Below are 16,997 nucleotides of genomic sequence, written 5' to 3'. Positions count from 1 at the left end.
GCGGATGTTCCATAGTGTGTTCCCGGTCCACCGGTTCCACCGGGCTGACCGTGAACGTGACGGCGCACGGCTCCGTGCGTCGTGATCCGGAGAAGGGATTCACATGTCGCTGAACAAGTCCGAGCTCGCCTCGGCCATCGCCGCCAAGGCCGACCTGACCAAGTCGGACGCCGAGGCTGCGCTCAACGCCTTCCAGGAGGTGCTCATCGAGTCCCTCGGCAAGGGCGAGGCCGTCAAGGTCACCGGTCTGCTGTCGGTCGAGCGCGTCGAGCGTGCCGCCCGCACCGGCCGCAACCCCCGCACCGGTGAGGAGATCCAGATCCCGGCCGGATACGGCGTCAAGATCAGCGCCGGCTCGCTGCTGAAGAAGGCTGTCGCCAAGTGATCCTCCGCTGACCTCGGTCAGCGCCTCGGAGGCCCGTCGTCTGCGGAGTCGCGGACGGCGGGCCTTCGCGCGTCCGGGGTCCCCGACAGGGCTCAGAGGTCGCCCTTGCGCTCCAGGTAGCGCATCGCCGCCCACCCGAAGGGCACCCGGCCCCAGTAGGTGACCAGCCGGAACAGGATGGTCGTGGACAGCGCGATCGACGCCGGGATGCCCGCGGCCGTCAGACCGGCCGTCAGCGCCGCCTCGACACCGCCCAGACCGCCCGGAGTCGGCACCAGCGCACCCAGCGCGTTGCCCACCAGGTAGATGACGGCGACGTCGATGAGGTTGAGGGACTGGCCGAAGGCGGCCAGCGCTGCGTCGAACGCCAGCACGTACCCCAGCGACATCACCACGTTGCCGCCGATGCCGAGCGCCAGACGGGTCGGCTGGCCGAGCATCTGCGACAGCCGCGGCCAGACCTGCTCCAGCGTGGGCCGGATCTTGCCCCACACCCAGCGGCGGATCGCCGGGACCAGCAGCGTCGCCACGACGACGGTCGCCACCCCGGCGATGGTGAGCAGCACCGTGATCGAGGGCAGCTCGATGAGCCCGCCCGACCCGGTGAAGATCGACAGCACGACCAGCAGCACCACGGTGACGACGAACTGCGACACCTGCACCAGCGCCACCGTCGCGACGGCCATCGGCAGCTCGACGCCGCGCCGGGTGAGCATCCGCAGGTTCAGCGCCGCGGGACCGATGCCGGCCGGTGCCGCGAGCGCCACGAACGACCCCGCCATCTGCGTCAGCGTGGCGCGCCAGAGCGGCAGCCGTCGCGGGGAGAACGCGACGAACGTCAGGGCGGCCCCGAACCACGTGATCGCCCCGAGGGCGAAGGACGCGACCACCCACCAGGGGTTGGCCCGGCTCACGGCGTCGGTGATCTCGTCGAGGTTCATGGTGGTGACCAGGGCGGTCACCACCACGATCGACAGCGCGAGCGTGACGACGGTCCGTGCGCCGAACCGTGTGATGTTCTGCGGCTGGACGTCGACCTGCGGCAGCCGTTCGACGAGGGCGTCGCGCAGCTCGTCGAGCATCCCGCGCCGCTGCCGCACGGCCACGCGCGTCACGGCCGGCAGGGCGATGGACTGCAGCAGCGGCCCGACGGCGGCGACGTCGTCGGCGTCGAGCGCCCGCACCGCCGAGGCGACGGCGCGGCGCGGGCCGACCCGCAGGGCCAGCAGCGCGAGCATCTGGACCAGGTCGAGCCGGCGGCCCAGGACGGTCGAGGCGATCTCGCCCTGCTCCCAGCCCGTCAGCCAGACGCGGGGTCGGGGGCCGTCGGAGTCGACGAGCAGCACGTCCGGCGTGAGCGCGTGGTGCGTCAGTCCGGCCTCGTGCGCCCGCCCGAGCTGCGCCCAGGCGGCGGCCAGGACGGCGTCGCCGCGCGCCCCGGCGAGCGCCGCGTCGGGCAGGTCGCGCCAGGGCACGGCACCGACGGCGTGCTCGGTGACGAGCACGATCGAGTCTGCGGCCTCGCCGACGCCGAGCAGGCGCGGGGTGCGGACGTGCGCGGCGTCGGCCGCGTAGGTGAGCATCGCGGTGCGCTCGGCGACGGCCTTGAGCGACACCTGCGCCCGGCCCTCCAGGCCCCGCAGGCGCAGGCCGCGCCACAGCCGGGTGAGCACGCCGACGACGTGGCGGTCCCCGTCGAGGACGACGACGTCGCGGCGGTCCCCGTCCGGGGTGAACATCGCGTAGACCCGGGCGTCGCCGGTGCGGGTCAGGGCCCGGGTGGCGGGGTCGGCGAGGGTCTGCGCCGACGGGATCCGGGAGCGTGGGTCGTCGGCACCGGTGCCGGTGGTGCGGCGGGTGCCGTACCGGGGTCGGTTGCGCAGCAGGGCCCGCAGCGTGGTGCGCGAGGTGACCTCGCCGGAGGCGTCGACGTCGGTGACCGTCTCGTCGGGCAGCTCCGGGCGAGCGGCGTCCTCCGCGGCCCCGGCGTCGGCGGGCGCCGTGACGTCGCGCACGCGCACCAGCGTCGTCGGGCGGAAGCCGGCGCGGCGCACGGCGGTGACGAGCTCGCCGCCGTAGGCCCGCTCGGAGCGCACGCCGGAGGCGTACTGCACGGTCTGGCCCGCCAGGCGGCCGAGCAGCAGGGCGACCAGGACGCCCGGCAGCGGCGCCTGCCCGGTGATGAGGGCGATGATCAGGGCGAGGTAGAGGACGTTCCACGACCAGCGCACGGTGCGCCGGCGGGTGCGCGGGCCGGCGGTGGTGAGCAGTGCCGCCAGGCCCGCCACGTACCCGGGGATCGTGATCTGCCAGGCGCCGTCGCGGAAGATCGACAGCGACCGCAGCAGCTCGTCGCCGCCCCACCAGTCGACCATCAGCACCGCGAGGACGCCGAGCACGAGCCCGAACGTGGCGGCGACGATCGACTCGACGACCTGGCGGCCCAGGCGCCGGACGGCGAGCTCGACGAGCACCACGACGGGCACGAACAGCGTGACGAGTCCCTCGAGGACGACCACGGGGATGAACAGCAGCTCGCCGAGGAGGGTGTTGAACGCGCGCACGTCGGCGGTGACGCCCTCGGTGGTGCCGTGGGCGACGACCGACAGCACCAGCACCAGTGCGACGCCGACGGCGCTGCTGATGATGCCGAGCAGGTCGGAGGGGTTGCGCACCCGCTGCTCGGGCGTGTCGACGACGCGGACGAGGCCGGCGTCGTCGTCGGGGACGCCGCCGGCGAGGAAGAGCGCGTCGAAGGCGCCGGTGGGCGGCTGGGCGTCCTCCCGGCGGGAGGAGCCGACGTCGTGCACCGTGCTCGGCGGGGTGCCGGGGCCCGCGGGGGCCTCGCCGCTGGCTCGGGACATATCGGCGAGTCTAGGTGCGCGGGCCGCGTCGGGCCGGTCGAGAGAGGGTGATCCGTGCCCGGGTCGACCGTCGGTCGGTCAGGTCATCCGACGCCGAGGGCCGCGAGCCAGTCGGCCGGCAGGAAGGCGTAGCCCACGAACGCCACGATGTCGAGCAGCGTGTGCGCGATCACCAGGGGCAGCACGCGGTGCCGCCCCCAGCGCGAGGTGTAGAACCAGGAGAAGACGATCCCCATCACCACGTTGCCGAGGAACGGCCCGAAGCCCTGGTAGAGGTGGTACGAACCGCGCAGCAGCGCGCTGGTCACGACGAACGTCACCCGGTGCCAGCCGAGGTCCGCGGTGCGTTCGTGCAGGTAGGCGACGGCGACGACCTCCTCGAGGAGGCCGTTCTGCAGGGCGGCCAGGACGAGCACGGGGACTGTCCACCAGTAGTCGGCCAGGGCGCTGGCCTGGATCTCCACGGTGATGCCGAGCGCGCGGCCGAGCGTGTAGAACGCCAGCCCGGGGATGCCGATCGCGGCGGCGAGCGCGAACCCCCAGGCGGTGTCGCGGCCGGGGCGGGCGGCGTCGAACCCGATGCGGCGCAGGGTCCCGGGCCCGCGGGCGCTGAGGAGGTAGATCGCGAGGGCGACGGGCAGCACGGCGAAGGCGATGCCGAGCAGCTGGTAGGTCAGGTCGAGGTAGGGGCGTGCCGACCGGGTGGCGTTCAGGGTGGCGGACTGCTCGGCCAGCGCGGTGCCGGAGGTGAGCCGGGCGAGGATGTTGACGACCGCGTAGATCGCGCTCTGTCCGAGGCTGAGGCCGAGGACGAGCCAGATCTCGGCCCCGGTCCGACGGCGTTCCTGCGGCGTGCGGGCCGGCGCGGCGGGCGCGGGCGGGGTCCAGCGGTCCTGGACGGCGGGCTCCGGTGCGGTCACGGCGCCAGCCTAAGTGCGCCGGCCTCCCGCTGTGGGCATGAAATCTGCAGGTCCGGACCGGTGCGGACCTGCAGGTTTCATGCCCACAACGAGGGGGTGGTCAGGGGTTCGACGGCGGACGGCCCGGACCGCGCAGCAGCACCTGCTTGCGTGGCGGAGGTCGTCGCGGGCCGCGATCACATTGTCGGGTCTTGTCGGACCGCTCGGCCCGTGGCATGATGCAAAGTAGTTTGTAGCGCAAACCTCGAAACGGATCCCCCTCAGGAGTCGATCGTGAGCACCGAGTCCGAGAGCAGTCCCGACCGACCGCTCGACCCCGCCGCCACGCTGGACCTCATCGCGCAGTCCCAGCGCCGCGCCCGTGCCGGGACGGAACCCGACGGCCGGCTGCTCTGCCTGGTGTGGGGGGTCGCCTGGCTGGTCGGCTACACGGCGCTGTGGTGGAGCGCCCGCGCGCTCGGTGGCGCGCCGGACGCCCTCGCCTTCGCTCTGTTCGGGGCGCTGCTCGGCACCGCCGTCGTCATCACGATCGTCCACGCGCTCCGACGCACGGCGGGGACCCGCGGGCCCGAGCGCCGCGCCGGGGCGCGGTGGGGGACCGCGTGGCCGATGGCCTTCCTCGTGTTCCCGGTCGTCATGGCCGGGCTCGGACGGGCGGACGCGTCGGGCGAGGTCGTCGGCCTCGTCTCCAACGCGCTGGCCTGCGTCATCATCGGCGTGATGTACCTGACCGGAGGAGCGCTCTTCGACGACACGGGCCTGTACGTCCTCGGCGTGTGGATCCTGCTCACCGGCGGTGCCGCGACGCTCGCCGGGATGCCGGCCACCTATCTCGTCATGGCCACGGTCGGTGGGGGCGGATTCCTCGCCATCACGCTCGTGTGGCACGTGCTGCTCGTCCGGCGCCGCCGCGAGGGCGGGGTGCCGTCGTGACCGAGCTCGACACGGTCATCCACGCCCCGGCGCGCCTGCGGGTGGTCTCGACGCTGGCCGCGCTGAGCGCCGGCGAGGAGATCACCTTCGCCAAGCTGCAGAAGCTCCTGGACATGACCGCGGGCAACCTCTCGACGCACCTGCGCAAGCTCGAGGACGCCGGCTACGTCCGGCAGACCAAGGAGTTCGCCGGGCGTCGGCCCGTGACCTACCTGGCACTGACGTCCGACGGGCGCCGTGCCTTCGAGGACTACACCACCACCCTGCAGGACCTGTTGAGAGGAGCCGGATCATGACGGTCATCTCCGTCGACGGCGTCACCCGCCGGTTCGGCGAGGTCGTCGCCCTGGACGACGTCACCCTGGACGTCGGCCCCGGCGAGCTCGTCGGCCTGCTCGGCCCGAACGGCGCCGGCAAGTCGACCCTGCTGTCGCTGGTCAGCGGCCAGCGGAGACCCGACACGGGCGGTGTCCGGGTGCTCGGCGGGGACCCGCGCGACGCCGCGACCCGCACCGGGCTGGGGGTCACCCCGCAGGAGACGGGCCTGCCGCCCACCCTGCGCGTCGGCGAGGTCGTCGACTTCGTCGGCGGGCACTTCCCGGACCCGATGCCGACCGCCGCCCTGCTCGAGCAGTTCGGCCTGACGGACAAGGCCCGCAAGCAGACCGGGTCGTTGTCCGGCGGTCAGAAGCGACGGCTCGCCGTCGCCCTGGCGTTGGTCGGGCGCCCCCGGGTGATCCTGCTCGACGAACCCACGACGGGGCTCGACGTCTCCGCGCGGCAGGCCCTCTGGGGCGCGATCCGGCGGTACCACGCCGAGGGCGGGACGGTGCTGCTGACCAGCCACTACCTCGAGGAGGTGCAGGCGCTGGCCGAGCGCGTCGTGGTCATCGACCACGGCGTCGTGCGGGCCGACGACTCCCTGGACGGGATCCTGCGCCGCGTCGGCCTGCGTCGGGTGCTGCTGCGTGCCGCGACCGACCTGACCGGGCTCCCCGGAGTCGCCCGGGGCGAACGCCGCGACGACGGCACGCAGGAGCTCTACACCACCGACTCCGACGCGCTGGTCCGGGACCTGGTCTCGGCCGGCGTGGAGTTCTCGGACCTGCAGATCCGCGGGGCCAGCCTCGAGGAGGCCTTCGCCGAGATGGTCGCCGCGGACACCCTGGAAGGAGCCCACCGATGACCGCCACGACCGCCGCCGCGCAGGTCCCGCCGTCGGGCACCGTGAGCCCGGCACGCCTGACATGGCTGCACCTGAAGTTCCAGTTCCTGGAGACCGTGCGCATCCCCGTCGCCGTGCTGGGCAACATGCTCTTCCCGTCGCTGGCGATGTTCTTCTTCGTGGTCCCGCAGAGCGACGTGGCGCAGAACCCGGTGTACGCGACCATGGCCGTGGCCGGTCTCGCCCTCTTCGCCGTCTGCTCGGCGAGCCTGTTCACCTACGGGCTCGGCGTGGCCGAGGACCGCCAGCTCCCGTTCGACCCCTTCGTGCGGTCCCTGCCGGCCGGCCCGGCACCCCGCATGGTCGCGCGGATCCTCAACGGCGCGATCTTCGCGCTGTTCGGGCTGGTGCCGCTGATCGTCATCGGCTGGCTGTTCACCGCGGCCTCGGTGACGCTGCTGCAGCTGCTGGCCGGGGTGGCGACGATCCTGGCCACCTCGGTGCCGTTCGTGCTGCTCGGCATGGCCGTCGGCTACTCGCTGTCGGCCAAGGCGGCCCTGCCGGTGGTGCAGGTCGTGCTGTTCCCGCTGGCGTTCGCCGGCGGGCTGTTCCTGCCGCCGGTGGCGTTCCCGGACTGGCTGAACACGCTGTCCCAGGGGACCCCGACCCGCGCCGGCCGCGACCTGCTCGTGCAGGCGCTGACCGGCGAGGCCGCCTATGCCGCGGCGTGGCCGGTGCTGATCGGCTGGACCGTGCTGTTCGCCGCGCTGGCCGTCCGTGCCTACCGCCGTGACGAGGGTCGACGCTTCCGTTGATCCCCGCCCTCCGTTGTGGGCATGAAATCTGCAGGTCAGGAGCGATCCTGACCTGCAGATTTCATGCCCACAACGGGAGGGCGAGGTGTGCGTGGCGGCCGGTCAGCCGGCGCGACGCAGCCGCAGCGAGTTGCTCACCACGATCACCGACGATGCCGCCATGGCCGCCCCCGCGATCATCGGGTTGAGCAGGCCGGCCGCCGCCAGCGGGATCGCGGCGACGTTGTAGGCGAACGCCCAGAACAGGTTCTGCTTGATGATCCGCAGCGTCCGGCGGGACAGCCGGACGGCGGTGGCCGCCGCCCGCAGGTCCCCGCGGACCAGCGTGATGTCGCTGGCCTCGATGGCGACGTCGGTCCCGGTGCCCATCGCCAGGCCGAGGTCGGCGGTGGCCAGGGCGGCGGCGTCGTTGACGCCGTCGCCGACCATCGCCACCGTGCGCCCCTCGCCCTGCAGCCGGGACACCGTCGCCGCCTTGTCCTGCGGCAGGACGCGGGCGATCACCTCGTCGATGCCGACCTCGGCGGCGGCCGCGCGGGCCGCTCCCTCGGCGTCCCCGGTGAGCAGCACCGGACGCAGCCCGAGGTCGCGCAGCTCGCGCACGGCCTCGGCCGACGTCGGCTTGACCGGGTCGCGCAGCACGAGCGCGGCGCGCGCGGAGCCGTCCCAGGCGACGACGACGGCGGTCGCCCCGTCGCTCTCGGCCTGCTCGACGGCGTCGCGCACCTCGTCGGGCACGTGGACGTCGGTCTCGTCGAGCCAGCTCGGGCGCCCCACGAGGACCCGCCGGCTGCCGAGGCCCCCGACGCCGAGCCCGGTCTCGCCGAGACCGGAGTGGGCCGTGCGCACGACCGCCTCGACGCCCCCGCCGGGGACGGTGCGGAAGTCGAACACCTGCAGGGCGCCGACGGCGACGCCGTCGTCTCCGGTCTCCGCGGGGCGACGGCTCTCGCCGGCGGAGGGGGCCTCGGCGACCGCCCGGGCGATCGGGTGCTCGCTGCGTGCCTCGACGGCGGCGGCGTACCGCAGCGCCTCGTCGGCGTCGACGCCGGGGGCCGGGACGACGTCCTCCAGCGCCATCGCGCCGGCGGTGACGGTGCCGGTCTTGTCGAGCACCACGGTGTCGATGCGGCGGGTGGACTCCAGGATCTCCGGTCCCTTGATGAGGATGCCGAGCTGGGCGCCGCGGCCCGTCCCGACCAGCAGGGCCGTGGGGGTCGCCAGACCGAGGGCGCACGGGCAGGCGATGATGAGCACCGCCACCGCCGCGGTGAAGGCGAACGGCAGGTCCGCGCCGGCGAGCAGCCAGCCACCGAGCGTCAGCACGGACAGCGTCAGCACGATCGGCACGAACACGGCCGAGATGCGGTCCGCCAGGCGCTGCACGGGGGCCTTGCCCGTCTGCGCCTGGGCGACGAGGCGGCCGATCTGCGCCAGCGTCGTCTCCTCGCCGACGCGGGTGGCCCGCACCAGCAGGTGGCCCGAGGTGTTGACGGTGGCGCCGGTGACCGCGTCGCCGGGTCCGACGTCCACCGGCACGGGCTCACCGGTCAGCAGCGAGGTGTCCACCGCCGAGGTGCCCTCGACGACCTCGCCGTCGGTGGCGATCGTGGACCCGGGGCGCGCGGTGAACAGGTCGCCGACGCGCAGGGCGGACACGGCGACGAGGTCGGTGACGTGCCGGCCGTCGTCGCGGGTGACCGGGGTGCCGTCGGGCCGCGTGCGCACGCGTTCGGCCTCCTTGGCACCCATGGCCAGCAGGGTCCGCAGGGCGTCACCGGCCCGGCGCTTCGAGCGGTGCTCGGCGTACCGGCCGGCCAGCAGGAAGGTCGTCACCACGGCGGCGACCTCGAAGTAGAGCTCCGGGGCGCCGGCGTGCTCCCGCGAGGGGAGCAGGGAGACGTCCATGGTCATGCCGATCTCGCCGGCGCCGCCCAGCAGCAGCGCCCACAGCGACCACAGCGTGGCGGCCACGACGCCGATCGAGACCAGGGTGTCCATCGTCGACGAGCCGTGGCGGGCGGCGCGGGCGGCCGCGGTGTGGAACGGCCAGGCGCCCCAGGTCACCACGGGCAGCGCGAGGGCGGCCACGACCCACTGCCAGCCGGGGAACTGCCACGCCGGCACCATCGAGAGCGCGACGACGGGCACCGTCAGCACCGCGGACACGCGCAGCCGGCGCAGCAGGTCCGCCCCGCGGTACTCGGCACCGCCCGCGGCGGGTGCCTCGTCGCTCGCGAGGGGTGCCTCGTCGCTCGCGGCGGGTGCCCCGTCGGTCCCCGCGGCCGTCTCGTCGGTCGGGGGAGCGGGCTCCGCGGACGACTCCGGCTCCGGCTGCGGCTCCGACGGCACGGCGGCGGCCCGCGACCGCGTGACGGTCGCGGTGTACCCGGCGGAGGCGACGGCCTGCAGCAGGTCGTCGTCGTCGTGCTCCTCGGTGAGGACCACGTGCGCGCTCTCGAGCGGCAGGTTGACGGTGGCCTCGACACCGGGCAGCTTGGCGAGCTTCTTCTCGACCCGCGCGACGCAGCTGGCGCAGGTCATGCCCGACACGGCGAGGTCGACCTCGCGCACGGCGGGGGTGGGGGTGGTGGTCATGGGGTGACTCCTGGGGACGTGCGGGGATGTCACCGGCGACGGTCCGGGGTGGCGGCCGTCGTGGTCGGGGCGCCGAGGGGTGGTCGGCGCGGCGCGGAGGGTCCGCGTCGTCCCGGGGGACGGCGGATCGGCGGACGGTCCGCGGTGGCGGGTGCTCCCGCAGGCTGGGGGTGCGGGGAGCGCTCAGTCGTCGGCGCCGCGTGCGGCGTCGTCGTGCGCCCGCTGCTTGGCGGGAGCCTGCTCGGCCTGCTGGGCGGCCAGGGCGTCGGTCTGGACCTCGACGGAGGCGACGGCGTAGCCGGCGGTGTCGACGGCGCCGCGCAGGGCGTCCTCGTCGACGGGCTGGTCCGAGAAGACGCTCACCTCGGACTCGCCGTCGGACTCGAGCACGATGCTGACGTGCTCGACCCGCTCGACGGTCTCGAGCTGCTCGGTGACGCGGGCGACCGAGTCGGCGCTCGTCAGGCCGGTGACGCCCAGGGTGGTGACGGTGCTCATGGTGCTCCTGTGTCTCCTCGGGTCAGCTGCGGACGAGGCGGCCGATGGCGGCGGTCGCCTCCTTGACCTTGGCGGCTCCTGCCTCGTCGGACTCGCGCGCGGCGTCGACGACGCAGTGGTTGAGGTGGTCCTCGACCAGCGCCAGGCTCACGGACTGCAGCGCCTTGGTCACGGCGGACACCTGGGTGAGGATGTCGATGCAGTAGACGTCGTCGTCGATCATCCGGGCGATGCCGCGGACCTGCCCCTCGATGCGGCGCATGCGCTTGAGGTAGGCGGCCTTGTCCGAGGCGTACCCGTGCGGGCCGTCGTGCTCCGCGGGAGCCGGGTCGTCGCGGACGGCGGCGCTCTCGGGGGCGGCTGCTGCGGTCTCGGTCATGGCTCCAGCATACCCTCAGGGGGTATGCGGTCAAGAGGTCTGCGCCACAGGACCGCGGCCGCGTCGGCGCCGCCGGCGCGGCCGACGCCGGACGCGGGCCGGACCGGCCGGCGCACCGCTACTTCTTCTTCGACTTCTTGTTCTTCTTCTTGGACTTCTTCTTCGAGTCCTTCGTCGAATTCTTCGAGCCCTTGTCCTTGTCGGACTTCTTGTCCTTCGACGACGACTTCGACGACGCCTTCGAGGACGAGGACTTCGACGGGGCGGCCGACGTGCCGGTCGAGGCGGCCGACGCGGACGAGCGGGCCGGCGCGGGCTCGCTGCCGGAGACGCGCGCCTTGAACCCCGAGCCGGCGCGGAACCGGGGCACGACGGCGGCGGGGACGTCGATCGTGTCGCCGGTGCGCGGGTTGCGGGCCGTCCGTGCAGGTCGCTCGGCGCCCGTGAACGTGCCGAAGCCGAGCAGGGAGACGCGCTCGCCTGCGGAGACGCTCTCGACGATGGAGTCCAGGACGGCGTCGACCTGCCGGCGGGCCTCGGTGGGAGTGCTCTCGGTGCGCTCCGCGACCGCCGCGGCGAGCTCGGACTTGTTCATCTCTGTTCCTCTCCTGCCACCGTTCCGGGTGCGCGATGCGTCAAGGTGCACAAACGTACAGAAATGTGCCGGTCGTGACCAGGGTCTCGTGAATGCGCGCGAGACGTGGGACGCCGTGCCGCGCGGGGGCGAATTCGTGAGAGAGTGACGGAAAGCGCTTACACGGAGGGGACGATGACCCGGACGATCAACGACAACGGTGCGTGGTGCTGGTTCCAGGACGAACGTGCCCTGACGGACCCGGGCACCGGGACCCTGGTGGTGGGGTCGGTGGCGGCGCCCGAGGGCCCCGGGGGCGAGGCCCGGGCCGGAACCATCGAGCTGACGGTGGTCGACCTCGCCACCGGGGGGTCCGTCGTCGTCCCGCTGCACGAACGGCTCGAGGCCGACGACCACGACGCCCCGGCGCTCTGGCGGCGCCGGGACGGCCGCTGGCTGGCCGTCTACGCCAAGCACAAGACCGACGACCTCACCCGCTGGCGGATCAGCGACACGGACGATCCCCGTGGCCCGTGGGGGCCGGAACGCACCTACGACTGGAGCGAGCGCACCGGCGGCGCCGGCGTCACCTACGCCAACCTGCACGAGCTCGACGGGCGGCTGTACTGCTTCGCCCGCGCCGTCAACGACGACCAGTGCGCGCTCGTCTCCGACGACGACGGCGAGACCTGGGCCTACGCCGGCAAGCTGTTCACGCGGCCCAAGGTCGGCTACGTCAACGGCTACACGCGGTACTCCTCACGCCCCGGGTCGCCCGACCGCATCGACGTCGTCACCACCGACCACCACCCGCGGGACTTCGACAACTCGATCTACCACGGCTACCTCGCCGACGGGGCGCTGCGGCGCTCGGACGGCAGCGTGCTCGACCCCGACCCGCTGCACGGCGAGGGGCTCTCGCAGGAGGGGCTGACGACGGTCGTCGCCGCGGGCTCGGTGCACGGCGGGGTGCCCGTGACCCACTGCTGGACCACCGACGTCCGACGCGCCGCCGACGGCACCGTCGCGATGGTGGTCACCGCGCGCCACGACACCCCCGACGACCCGGCCGACGCCTTCGAGCGGTTCCGCGACGTCACCGACCATCGGTTCCTCTACGCCCGGCTCGCGCCCGGCGGCGAGTGGGAGGTCCACCACCTCGCCCTGGCCGGCCCCGGGCTGCTGCCGCACGAGCAGGACTACACGGGCCTGGCCGCGATCGATCCCGAGGACCTCGACTCGCTGTACGTCTCGACCCCCGTCGACCCCCGCGACGGCACCGTGCTGGCGCACCACGAGATCTTCCACGGCCGCACGGCCGACGGCGGCGCGACCTGGGCGTGGACGGCCGTCACCGAGGACTCCGCCGTCGACAACCTGCGTCCGATCGTCGCCCCCGGCGACCCGGGGAACCGCCCGTTGCTGTGGTTCCGCGGGGAGATGACCGCCTCGCAGCACTACCGGTGCGAGGTGGTGCTGCACGGGTCGTGACGCGGACGCACGTCGGCCCCGGTACCCGCTGGGGGTACCGGGGTCGGGCGGTTCCGGCGTCGCGCGGCGTCAGGCCGTCGCGGCCGCCGCGGCCCGCGCGGCGGACGGCAGCGCCTCGAGGACGCGACCGACGGCGTCCTCGTCGTGCGCGGCCGAGCAGAACCAGGCCTCGAAGAGCGACGGCGGCAGGTTCACGCCCGCGTCGAGCATGGCGTGGAAGAACGGCCTGTGCCGGAACACGTCCTGGGCCTGGGCGTCCGCGAACGACGCCACGCCGTCGCGCGCCGCGGCCTCGCCGAAGAAGACCGAGAACAGCGAGCCGACGCGCTGCACACGGTGCGGCACGCCCTCGGCGTCCAGCGCCTCGCCGAGCGCGCTCGAGACGGTGTCGGCCACCTGGGCCACGCGCTCGTAGACGAGCTCGTCGGCCAGCCGCAGCGTCGCCAGGCCGGCCGCCACGGCCACCGGGTTCCCGGACAGGGTCCCCGCCTGGTACACGGGACCCGTCGGCGCCAGGTGGTCCATGACCGACGCCGGTCCGGCCAGCGCGGCCACGGGCATCCCGCCGCCCACGACCTTGCCGAAGGTGAACAGGTCGGGGGTCCAGTCCTCGCCCTGCTCCCGGGCCAGCCCCCAGTAACCGGCGTCGGAGACCCGGAACCCGGTGAGCACCTCGTCGAGGATCAGCAGCGCCCCGTGCTGCGACGTCAGCCGGCGCAGGCCCGCGTTGAAGCCCGGCGCCGGCGGCACCACGCCCATGTTGGCCGGGGCCGCCTCGGTGATGACCGCGGCGATGCGGTCACCGTGCGCGGCGAACGCCGCCTCGACGGCCGCCAGGTCGTTGTACGGCAGGACGAGCGTCTCGGCCGCGGAGGCCTCGGTGACGCCGGCCGACCCCGGCATGGACAGCGTCGCGACGCCGGAGCCGGCCTCGGCGAGCAGCGAGTCGACGTGCCCGTGGTAGCAGCCCGCGAACTTCACGACCAGCGGACGGCCGGTGACGCCGCGGGCGAGGCGCACCGCCGTCATCGTCGCCTCGGTGCCCGTCGAGACGAGCCGGACGTGCTCGGCGGCCGGGACGCGCCGTCGGATCTCCTCGGCCAGCTCGACCTCGCCCACCGTGGGCGCCCCGAACGACAGGCCCCGCGAGGCCGCTTCCTGCACGGCGGCGACCACCTCGGGGTGGGCGTGGCCGAGCAGCGCCGGACCCCAGGACCCCACGAGGTCGACGTACTCGCGCCCGGCCACGTCGGTGACGTACGGGCCGCGCGCGGAGGCGAGGAACCGCGGGTCCCCGCCGACCGAGCCGTAGGCGCGCACCGGCGAGTTCACCCCGCCGGGGATCGCGTCCTGCGCGCGCAGGAACGCGGTGTGGTTGTCGGCGGGGGGCGTGGCGCCCACCAGCGCCGTCTCGACCTGGCCGAAGCCTGCGGTGTCCGTCATCGTCGTCCTTCCGTGGAGAGTGGCAGCGGGGGCGTCAGGGGCCGTCAGGAGGCTCCGGCGAGCCAGTCGGCGATCTCGAGCGCCCAGTAGGTGAGGATCACGTCCGCACCGGCCCGCTTGATCGCCAGCACCGACTCCAGGACCGCGCCCCGGCGGTCGATCCAGCCGTTCGCGGCCGCCGCCTCGATCATCGCGTACTCGCCGGAGACCTGGTAGGCGGCGACCGGCACCTCGGCCCGGTCGGCCACGCCGCGCAGCACGTCCAGGGAGGGCCCGGCGGGCTTGACCATCACCATGTCGGCGCCCTCGGCGATGTCCAGGTCGGCCTCGCGCAGGCCCTCGCGGGCGTTGGCGGCGTCCATCTGGTAGGTCCGGCGGTCGCCCTGCAGGGCCGAGTCGACGGCCTCGCGGAACGGGCCGTAGAAGGCGCTGGCGTACTTGGCGCTGTAGGCGAGGATCGAGACGTCCTCGAAGCCGGCGTCGTCCAGCGCGTCGCGGATCACCGCCACCTGGCCGTCCATCATGCCCGACGGCGAGACGACCTCGGCCCCGGCCTTCGCCTGGGCGACGGCCGTCGTGGCGTACCGCTCCAGCGTGGCGTCGTTGTCCACCGCGCCGTCGCGGGTCAGCACGCCGCAGTGCCCGTGGTCGGTGAACTCGTCCAGGCAGGTGTCCGCCATGACGACGGGCCCCGGCCGCCCGGTCTCCGCCTCGGCGGCGGCGACGGCCTCGCGCGCGATGCGGATGCCGCGCTGCAGGATCCCGTCCGGCGCGTCCCCGGCGGTGCCGCGGGCGTCGCGCACCGCCGGGATGCCGAACAGCATCACGCCGCCGACGCCGGCCCGGGCTGCCGCGGTGACGGCGTCGGCCAGCGTGGCCTCGGTGTGCTGCACCTGGCCGGGCATCGAGGCGATCGGTGCCGGCTCGGTCAGACCCTCCTTGACGAACAGCGGCAGCACGAGGTCCGCCGCGTGCAGGCGGGTCTCGGCGGCCAGCCGCCGCATGCGCGGGGTGGTCCGCAGACGGCGGGGCCGGTAGACGATGCCGGACGTGCTCATGGGTTCTGCTCCAGGGCGGTCGTGACGGCGGCGGCGAGGCCGTCGTCGGTCGGTGCGGACGCGACGCCCGCGACGGTCAGCCCGACCTCGCCGGCGACCTCGGCCGAGGGGCGGCCGATCGCGACGACGGGGGCGGCGGTGCCGAGCTGGTCGGCGACCTCGCGGGCCACGGACCCGGAGGTGACGACCACGAGGTCGTAGGCGTGGGCGACGACGTCGGCGGGCAGCTCCGAGCGCACCGTGCGGTAGGCGGTGACGACCTCGGGCGTCCAGCCGAGCCGGGTCAGCCCGTCGCGCAGCGAGGGGCGGGCGCGGTCGCCGAGCGGCAGGAGGACACGGTGCGGGGTCGGTGACGCGGTCCCCTCGGACGGACCGGGGAACGCGGCGACCAGACCCGCGGCGGAGGCGTCGGTGGGCACCAGCTCCGGCTCGATGCCGACGGACCGCAGGGCGCGCACGGTGGCGGGTCCGACGGCGGCCCACCGGGTGGGTGCGGCGGCGAGCGCGGCCTGCGTGGCCGGGGTGCCGGCGTCTGACCCCGGGAGCGCGCCGGCCAGGGCGTCGACGGCGTTGACGCTGGTGATCACCGTCCACGCGTAGCGGCCGTCGCGCAGGCGGTCCACGGCGTCGCGCAGCGCGTGCTGGTCGAGGGCCGGTGCGCGCTCGATCACGGGGGCGACGGTGACGTCCGCCCCGGCGTCGCGCAGCCGCCGCGCCAGCCCGGCCGCGCGGTCGGGGGAGCGGGGCAGCAGCACGGACCGTCCCGTCAGGTCGGGTCCCGGGCCCGGTGCGGTCACGGGACCTCCGGGTCGTCCGTCCCCGTCGGTCCCCGCTGCGGCTCGCGCGGGGCCGGCGGTGCCGCGGCCGTCAGGGGAGCCAGCCGGGCGGCCCCGTCGGCCAGCAGCCGCTCGGCGACGCGCACGCCGAGCTCGCGGGCCTCGGTGTCCGCCGCGGCGTCGGCCAGGTCCGGCCCGACGGCGACGCGCGCGGTGTGCGTGAGCTGCTCGGCGCCGTCGACCCGGCCGACGACCGCCGACATCACGAGCTCGCCGTCCTCCAGCCGGGCGTAGGCGCCGATCGGGGCGGAGCACCCGGCCTCGAGGCGGGCGAGGACCGCGCGCTCGGCGGTGACCGCGAGCCGGGTGGGCCGGTGGTCCAGGGCGGCGAACGCCTCGGCGAGCGGGCCGCCGTCGGCCAGGTCGGCGCTGCGGGCCTCGACCGCGAGGGCGCCCTGGCCGGGGGCCGGGGCCACGACGGCGGGGTCGAGCACCTCGCTGACGACCTCGGTGCGGCCCAGACGGCTCAGGCCGGCGAAGGCGAGCACGACCGCGTCGAGGTCGGCGTCCTCGCCGAGCGCGCGGGCCAGCCGCGTCTCGACGTTGCCGCGGATGTCGACGATCTCCAGGTCCGGACGGGCGGCCTGGAGCTGGGCGGCGCGCCGCGGCGAGCCGGTGCCGACGCGGCCGCCGCGGGGCAGGGTCTCCACCGTGAGCCCGTCGCGGGCGCACAGGGCGTCGCGGGGGTCCTCGCGCTCGGGGGTGACGAACGCCAGCTCGGGGGGCTGGGTGGTCGGCAGGTCCTTCAGCGAGTGCACGGCGACGTCGCACCGGGACTCCAGCAGGGCTTCGCGCAGCGCTGCGACGAAGACGCCCGTGCCGCCGAGCGCGGACAGCGAGGTGGTGCGGTCCGCGTCGCCCTGGGTGCGGACGTGCACGAGCTCCACCGGGTGCTCGAGCAGCTCGGTCAGGCGGCGGGCCACGAAACCGGACTGGGTGGTGGCCAGCCGGCTGGCCCGGGTGCCGAGGCGCAGGTGTTCGACGTCGAGGGGGCTCACCGGTTCAGTCTCTCGCGAACCGAGGGGTGCGGGACAACTC

At 74.6% G+C, this 16,997-nt stretch carries 16 protein-coding genes; 6 read left to right on the top strand and 10 right to left on the bottom strand.

The genetic code is table 11. The features are described from left to right. Window positions 1-103: 103 nt before the first annotated feature. Window positions 104-385, top strand: a complete 282-nt coding sequence (locus PO879_RS14880; protein ID WP_172153495.1) for an HU family DNA-binding protein — start codon at window positions 104-106, stop codon at window positions 383-385. Window positions 386-477: 92 nt separating this feature from the next. On the opposite strand, the gene PO879_RS14875 is transcribed toward PO879_RS14880, so the two are convergent. Next, complete coding sequence (locus PO879_RS14875; RefSeq protein WP_278235633.1) at window positions 478-3,249, bottom strand: lysylphosphatidylglycerol synthase transmembrane domain-containing protein; 2,772 nt, start codon at window positions 3,247-3,249, stop codon at window positions 478-480. A gap of 83 nt (window positions 3,250-3,332) precedes the next feature. After that, a complete protein-coding gene (locus PO879_RS14870; protein ID WP_278237564.1) occupies window positions 3,333-4,070 on the bottom strand; it encodes a CPBP family intramembrane glutamic endopeptidase in 738 nt (245 codons plus the stop codon). 372 nt (window positions 4,071-4,442) lie between these two features. Here PO879_RS14870 and PO879_RS14865 point away from each other — a divergent pair, with 372 nt between their 5' ends. From PO879_RS14865 to PO879_RS14850, 4 genes are read left to right on the top strand one after another with little or no spacing between them, the layout of a single operon-like run. After that, complete coding sequence (locus PO879_RS14865) at window positions 4,443-5,102, top strand: hypothetical protein (RefSeq protein ID WP_278235632.1); 660 nt, start codon at window positions 4,443-4,445, stop codon at window positions 5,100-5,102. Beyond that, window positions 5,099-5,398, top strand: coding sequence for a transcriptional regulator (locus tag PO879_RS14860; protein ID WP_278235631.1), 300 nt, complete (start codon window positions 5,099-5,101; stop codon window positions 5,396-5,398). Before PO879_RS14865 ends, PO879_RS14860 begins: the two co-directional genes overlap by 4 nt. Beyond that, window positions 5,395-6,288, top strand: a complete 894-nt coding sequence (locus PO879_RS14855) for an ABC transporter ATP-binding protein (RefSeq protein ID WP_278235630.1) — start codon at window positions 5,395-5,397, stop codon at window positions 6,286-6,288. The genes PO879_RS14860 and PO879_RS14855 overlap by 4 nt, the downstream gene beginning before the upstream one ends. Then, complete coding sequence (locus PO879_RS14850; RefSeq protein WP_278235629.1) at window positions 6,285-7,082, top strand: ABC transporter permease; 798 nt, start codon at window positions 6,285-6,287, stop codon at window positions 7,080-7,082. The genes PO879_RS14855 and PO879_RS14850 overlap by 4 nt, the downstream gene beginning before the upstream one ends. A 102-nt stretch (window positions 7,083-7,184) precedes the next feature. Here the strand turns inward: PO879_RS14850 and PO879_RS14845 are convergent, their stop codons facing one another. From PO879_RS14845 to PO879_RS14830, 4 genes are all read right to left on the bottom strand, one after another. Next, window positions 7,185-9,680, bottom strand: a complete 2,496-nt coding sequence (locus PO879_RS14845; protein WP_278235628.1) for a heavy metal translocating P-type ATPase — start codon at window positions 9,678-9,680, stop codon at window positions 7,185-7,187. A 183-nt stretch (window positions 9,681-9,863) separates the two neighbouring features. Continuing rightward, a complete protein-coding gene (locus PO879_RS14840) occupies window positions 9,864-10,178 on the bottom strand; it encodes a copper chaperone (RefSeq protein WP_278235627.1) in 315 nt (104 codons plus the stop codon). A gap of 22 nt (window positions 10,179-10,200) precedes the next feature. Continuing rightward, window positions 10,201-10,557: a metal-sensitive transcriptional regulator gene (locus PO879_RS14835; protein ID WP_278235626.1), complete on the bottom strand. Its 357-nt coding sequence runs from the start codon at window positions 10,555-10,557 to the stop codon at window positions 10,201-10,203. Window positions 10,558-10,675: 118 nt separating this feature from the next. Further along, complete coding sequence (locus tag PO879_RS14830; protein ID WP_278235625.1) at window positions 10,676-11,152, bottom strand: HU family DNA-binding protein; 477 nt, start codon at window positions 11,150-11,152, stop codon at window positions 10,676-10,678. Between the two features lie 174 nt (window positions 11,153-11,326). On the opposite strand from PO879_RS14830, the gene PO879_RS14825 reads away from it, so the two are divergent. Further along, window positions 11,327-12,622, top strand: coding sequence for a BNR-4 repeat-containing protein (locus PO879_RS14825; protein ID WP_278235624.1), 1,296 nt, complete (start codon window positions 11,327-11,329; stop codon window positions 12,620-12,622). Between the two features lie 69 nt (window positions 12,623-12,691). Here PO879_RS14825 and hemL read toward each other — a convergent pair whose 3' ends face one another. From hemL to hemC, 4 genes are read right to left on the bottom strand one after another with little or no spacing between them, the layout of a single operon-like run. Then, window positions 12,692-14,065 carry a glutamate-1-semialdehyde 2,1-aminomutase gene (gene hemL, locus PO879_RS14820; protein WP_278235623.1) on the bottom strand — a complete coding sequence of 458 codons (1,374 nt, stop codon included), beginning with the start codon at window positions 14,063-14,065 and terminating at the stop codon, window positions 12,692-12,694. Window positions 14,066-14,109: 44 nt separating this feature from the next. Next, window positions 14,110-15,123 carry a porphobilinogen synthase gene (hemB, locus tag PO879_RS14815; RefSeq protein ID WP_278235622.1) on the bottom strand — a complete coding sequence of 338 codons (1,014 nt, stop codon included), beginning with the start codon at window positions 15,121-15,123 and terminating at the stop codon, window positions 14,110-14,112. Then, a complete protein-coding gene (locus PO879_RS14810; RefSeq protein ID WP_278235621.1) occupies window positions 15,120-15,920 on the bottom strand; it encodes a uroporphyrinogen-III synthase in 801 nt (266 codons plus the stop codon). Before PO879_RS14810 ends, hemB begins: the two co-directional genes overlap by 4 nt. After that, a complete protein-coding gene (hemC, locus tag PO879_RS14805) occupies window positions 15,917-16,957 on the bottom strand; it encodes a hydroxymethylbilane synthase (RefSeq protein ID WP_278235620.1) in 1,041 nt (346 codons plus the stop codon). Before hemC ends, PO879_RS14810 begins: the two co-directional genes overlap by 4 nt. Window positions 16,958-16,997 lie beyond the last annotated feature (40 nt).

The sequence above is a fragment of the Isoptericola sp. AK164 genome, from assembly GCF_029643425.1.
Classification (GTDB): Bacteria; Actinomycetota; Actinomycetes; order Actinomycetales; family Cellulomonadaceae; genus Isoptericola; species Isoptericola haloaureus.
Note: the sequence above shows the minus strand (reverse complement) of the source record. Positions and strands in the feature narration are given on the sequence as shown.

What these genes read in the sequence shown, in the direction of transcription:
- PO879_RS14835 (WP_278235626.1), bottom strand. Translation starts at nt 10,557, where the DNA reads ATGACCGAGACCGCAGCAGCCGCCCCCGAGAGCGCCGCCGTCCGCGAC.
- hemB (WP_278235622.1), bottom strand. Translation starts at nt 15,123, where the DNA reads ATGAGCACGTCCGGCATCGTCTACCGGCCCCGCCGTCTGCGGACCACC.
- PO879_RS14845 (WP_278235628.1), bottom strand. Translation starts at nt 9,680, where the DNA reads ATGACCACCACCCCCACCCCCGCCGTGCGCGAGGTCGACCTCGCCGTG.
- hemL (WP_278235623.1), bottom strand. Translation starts at nt 14,065, where the DNA reads ATGACGGACACCGCAGGCTTCGGCCAGGTCGAGACGGCGCTGGTGGGC.
- PO879_RS14880 (WP_172153495.1), top strand. Translation starts at nt 104, where the DNA reads ATGTCGCTGAACAAGTCCGAGCTCGCCTCGGCCATCGCCGCCAAGGCC.
- PO879_RS14840 (WP_278235627.1), bottom strand. Translation starts at nt 10,178, where the DNA reads ATGAGCACCGTCACCACCCTGGGCGTCACCGGCCTGACGAGCGCCGAC.
- PO879_RS14855 (WP_278235630.1), top strand. Translation starts at nt 5,395, where the DNA reads ATGACGGTCATCTCCGTCGACGGCGTCACCCGCCGGTTCGGCGAGGTC.
- PO879_RS14875 (WP_278235633.1), bottom strand. Translation starts at nt 3,249, where the DNA reads ATGTCCCGAGCCAGCGGCGAGGCCCCCGCGGGCCCCGGCACCCCGCCG.
- PO879_RS14825 (WP_278235624.1), top strand. Translation starts at nt 11,327, where the DNA reads ATGACCCGGACGATCAACGACAACGGTGCGTGGTGCTGGTTCCAGGAC.
- PO879_RS14850 (WP_278235629.1), top strand. Translation starts at nt 6,285, where the DNA reads ATGACCGCCACGACCGCCGCCGCGCAGGTCCCGCCGTCGGGCACCGTG.
- PO879_RS14830 (WP_278235625.1), bottom strand. Translation starts at nt 11,152, where the DNA reads ATGAACAAGTCCGAGCTCGCCGCGGCGGTCGCGGAGCGCACCGAGAGC.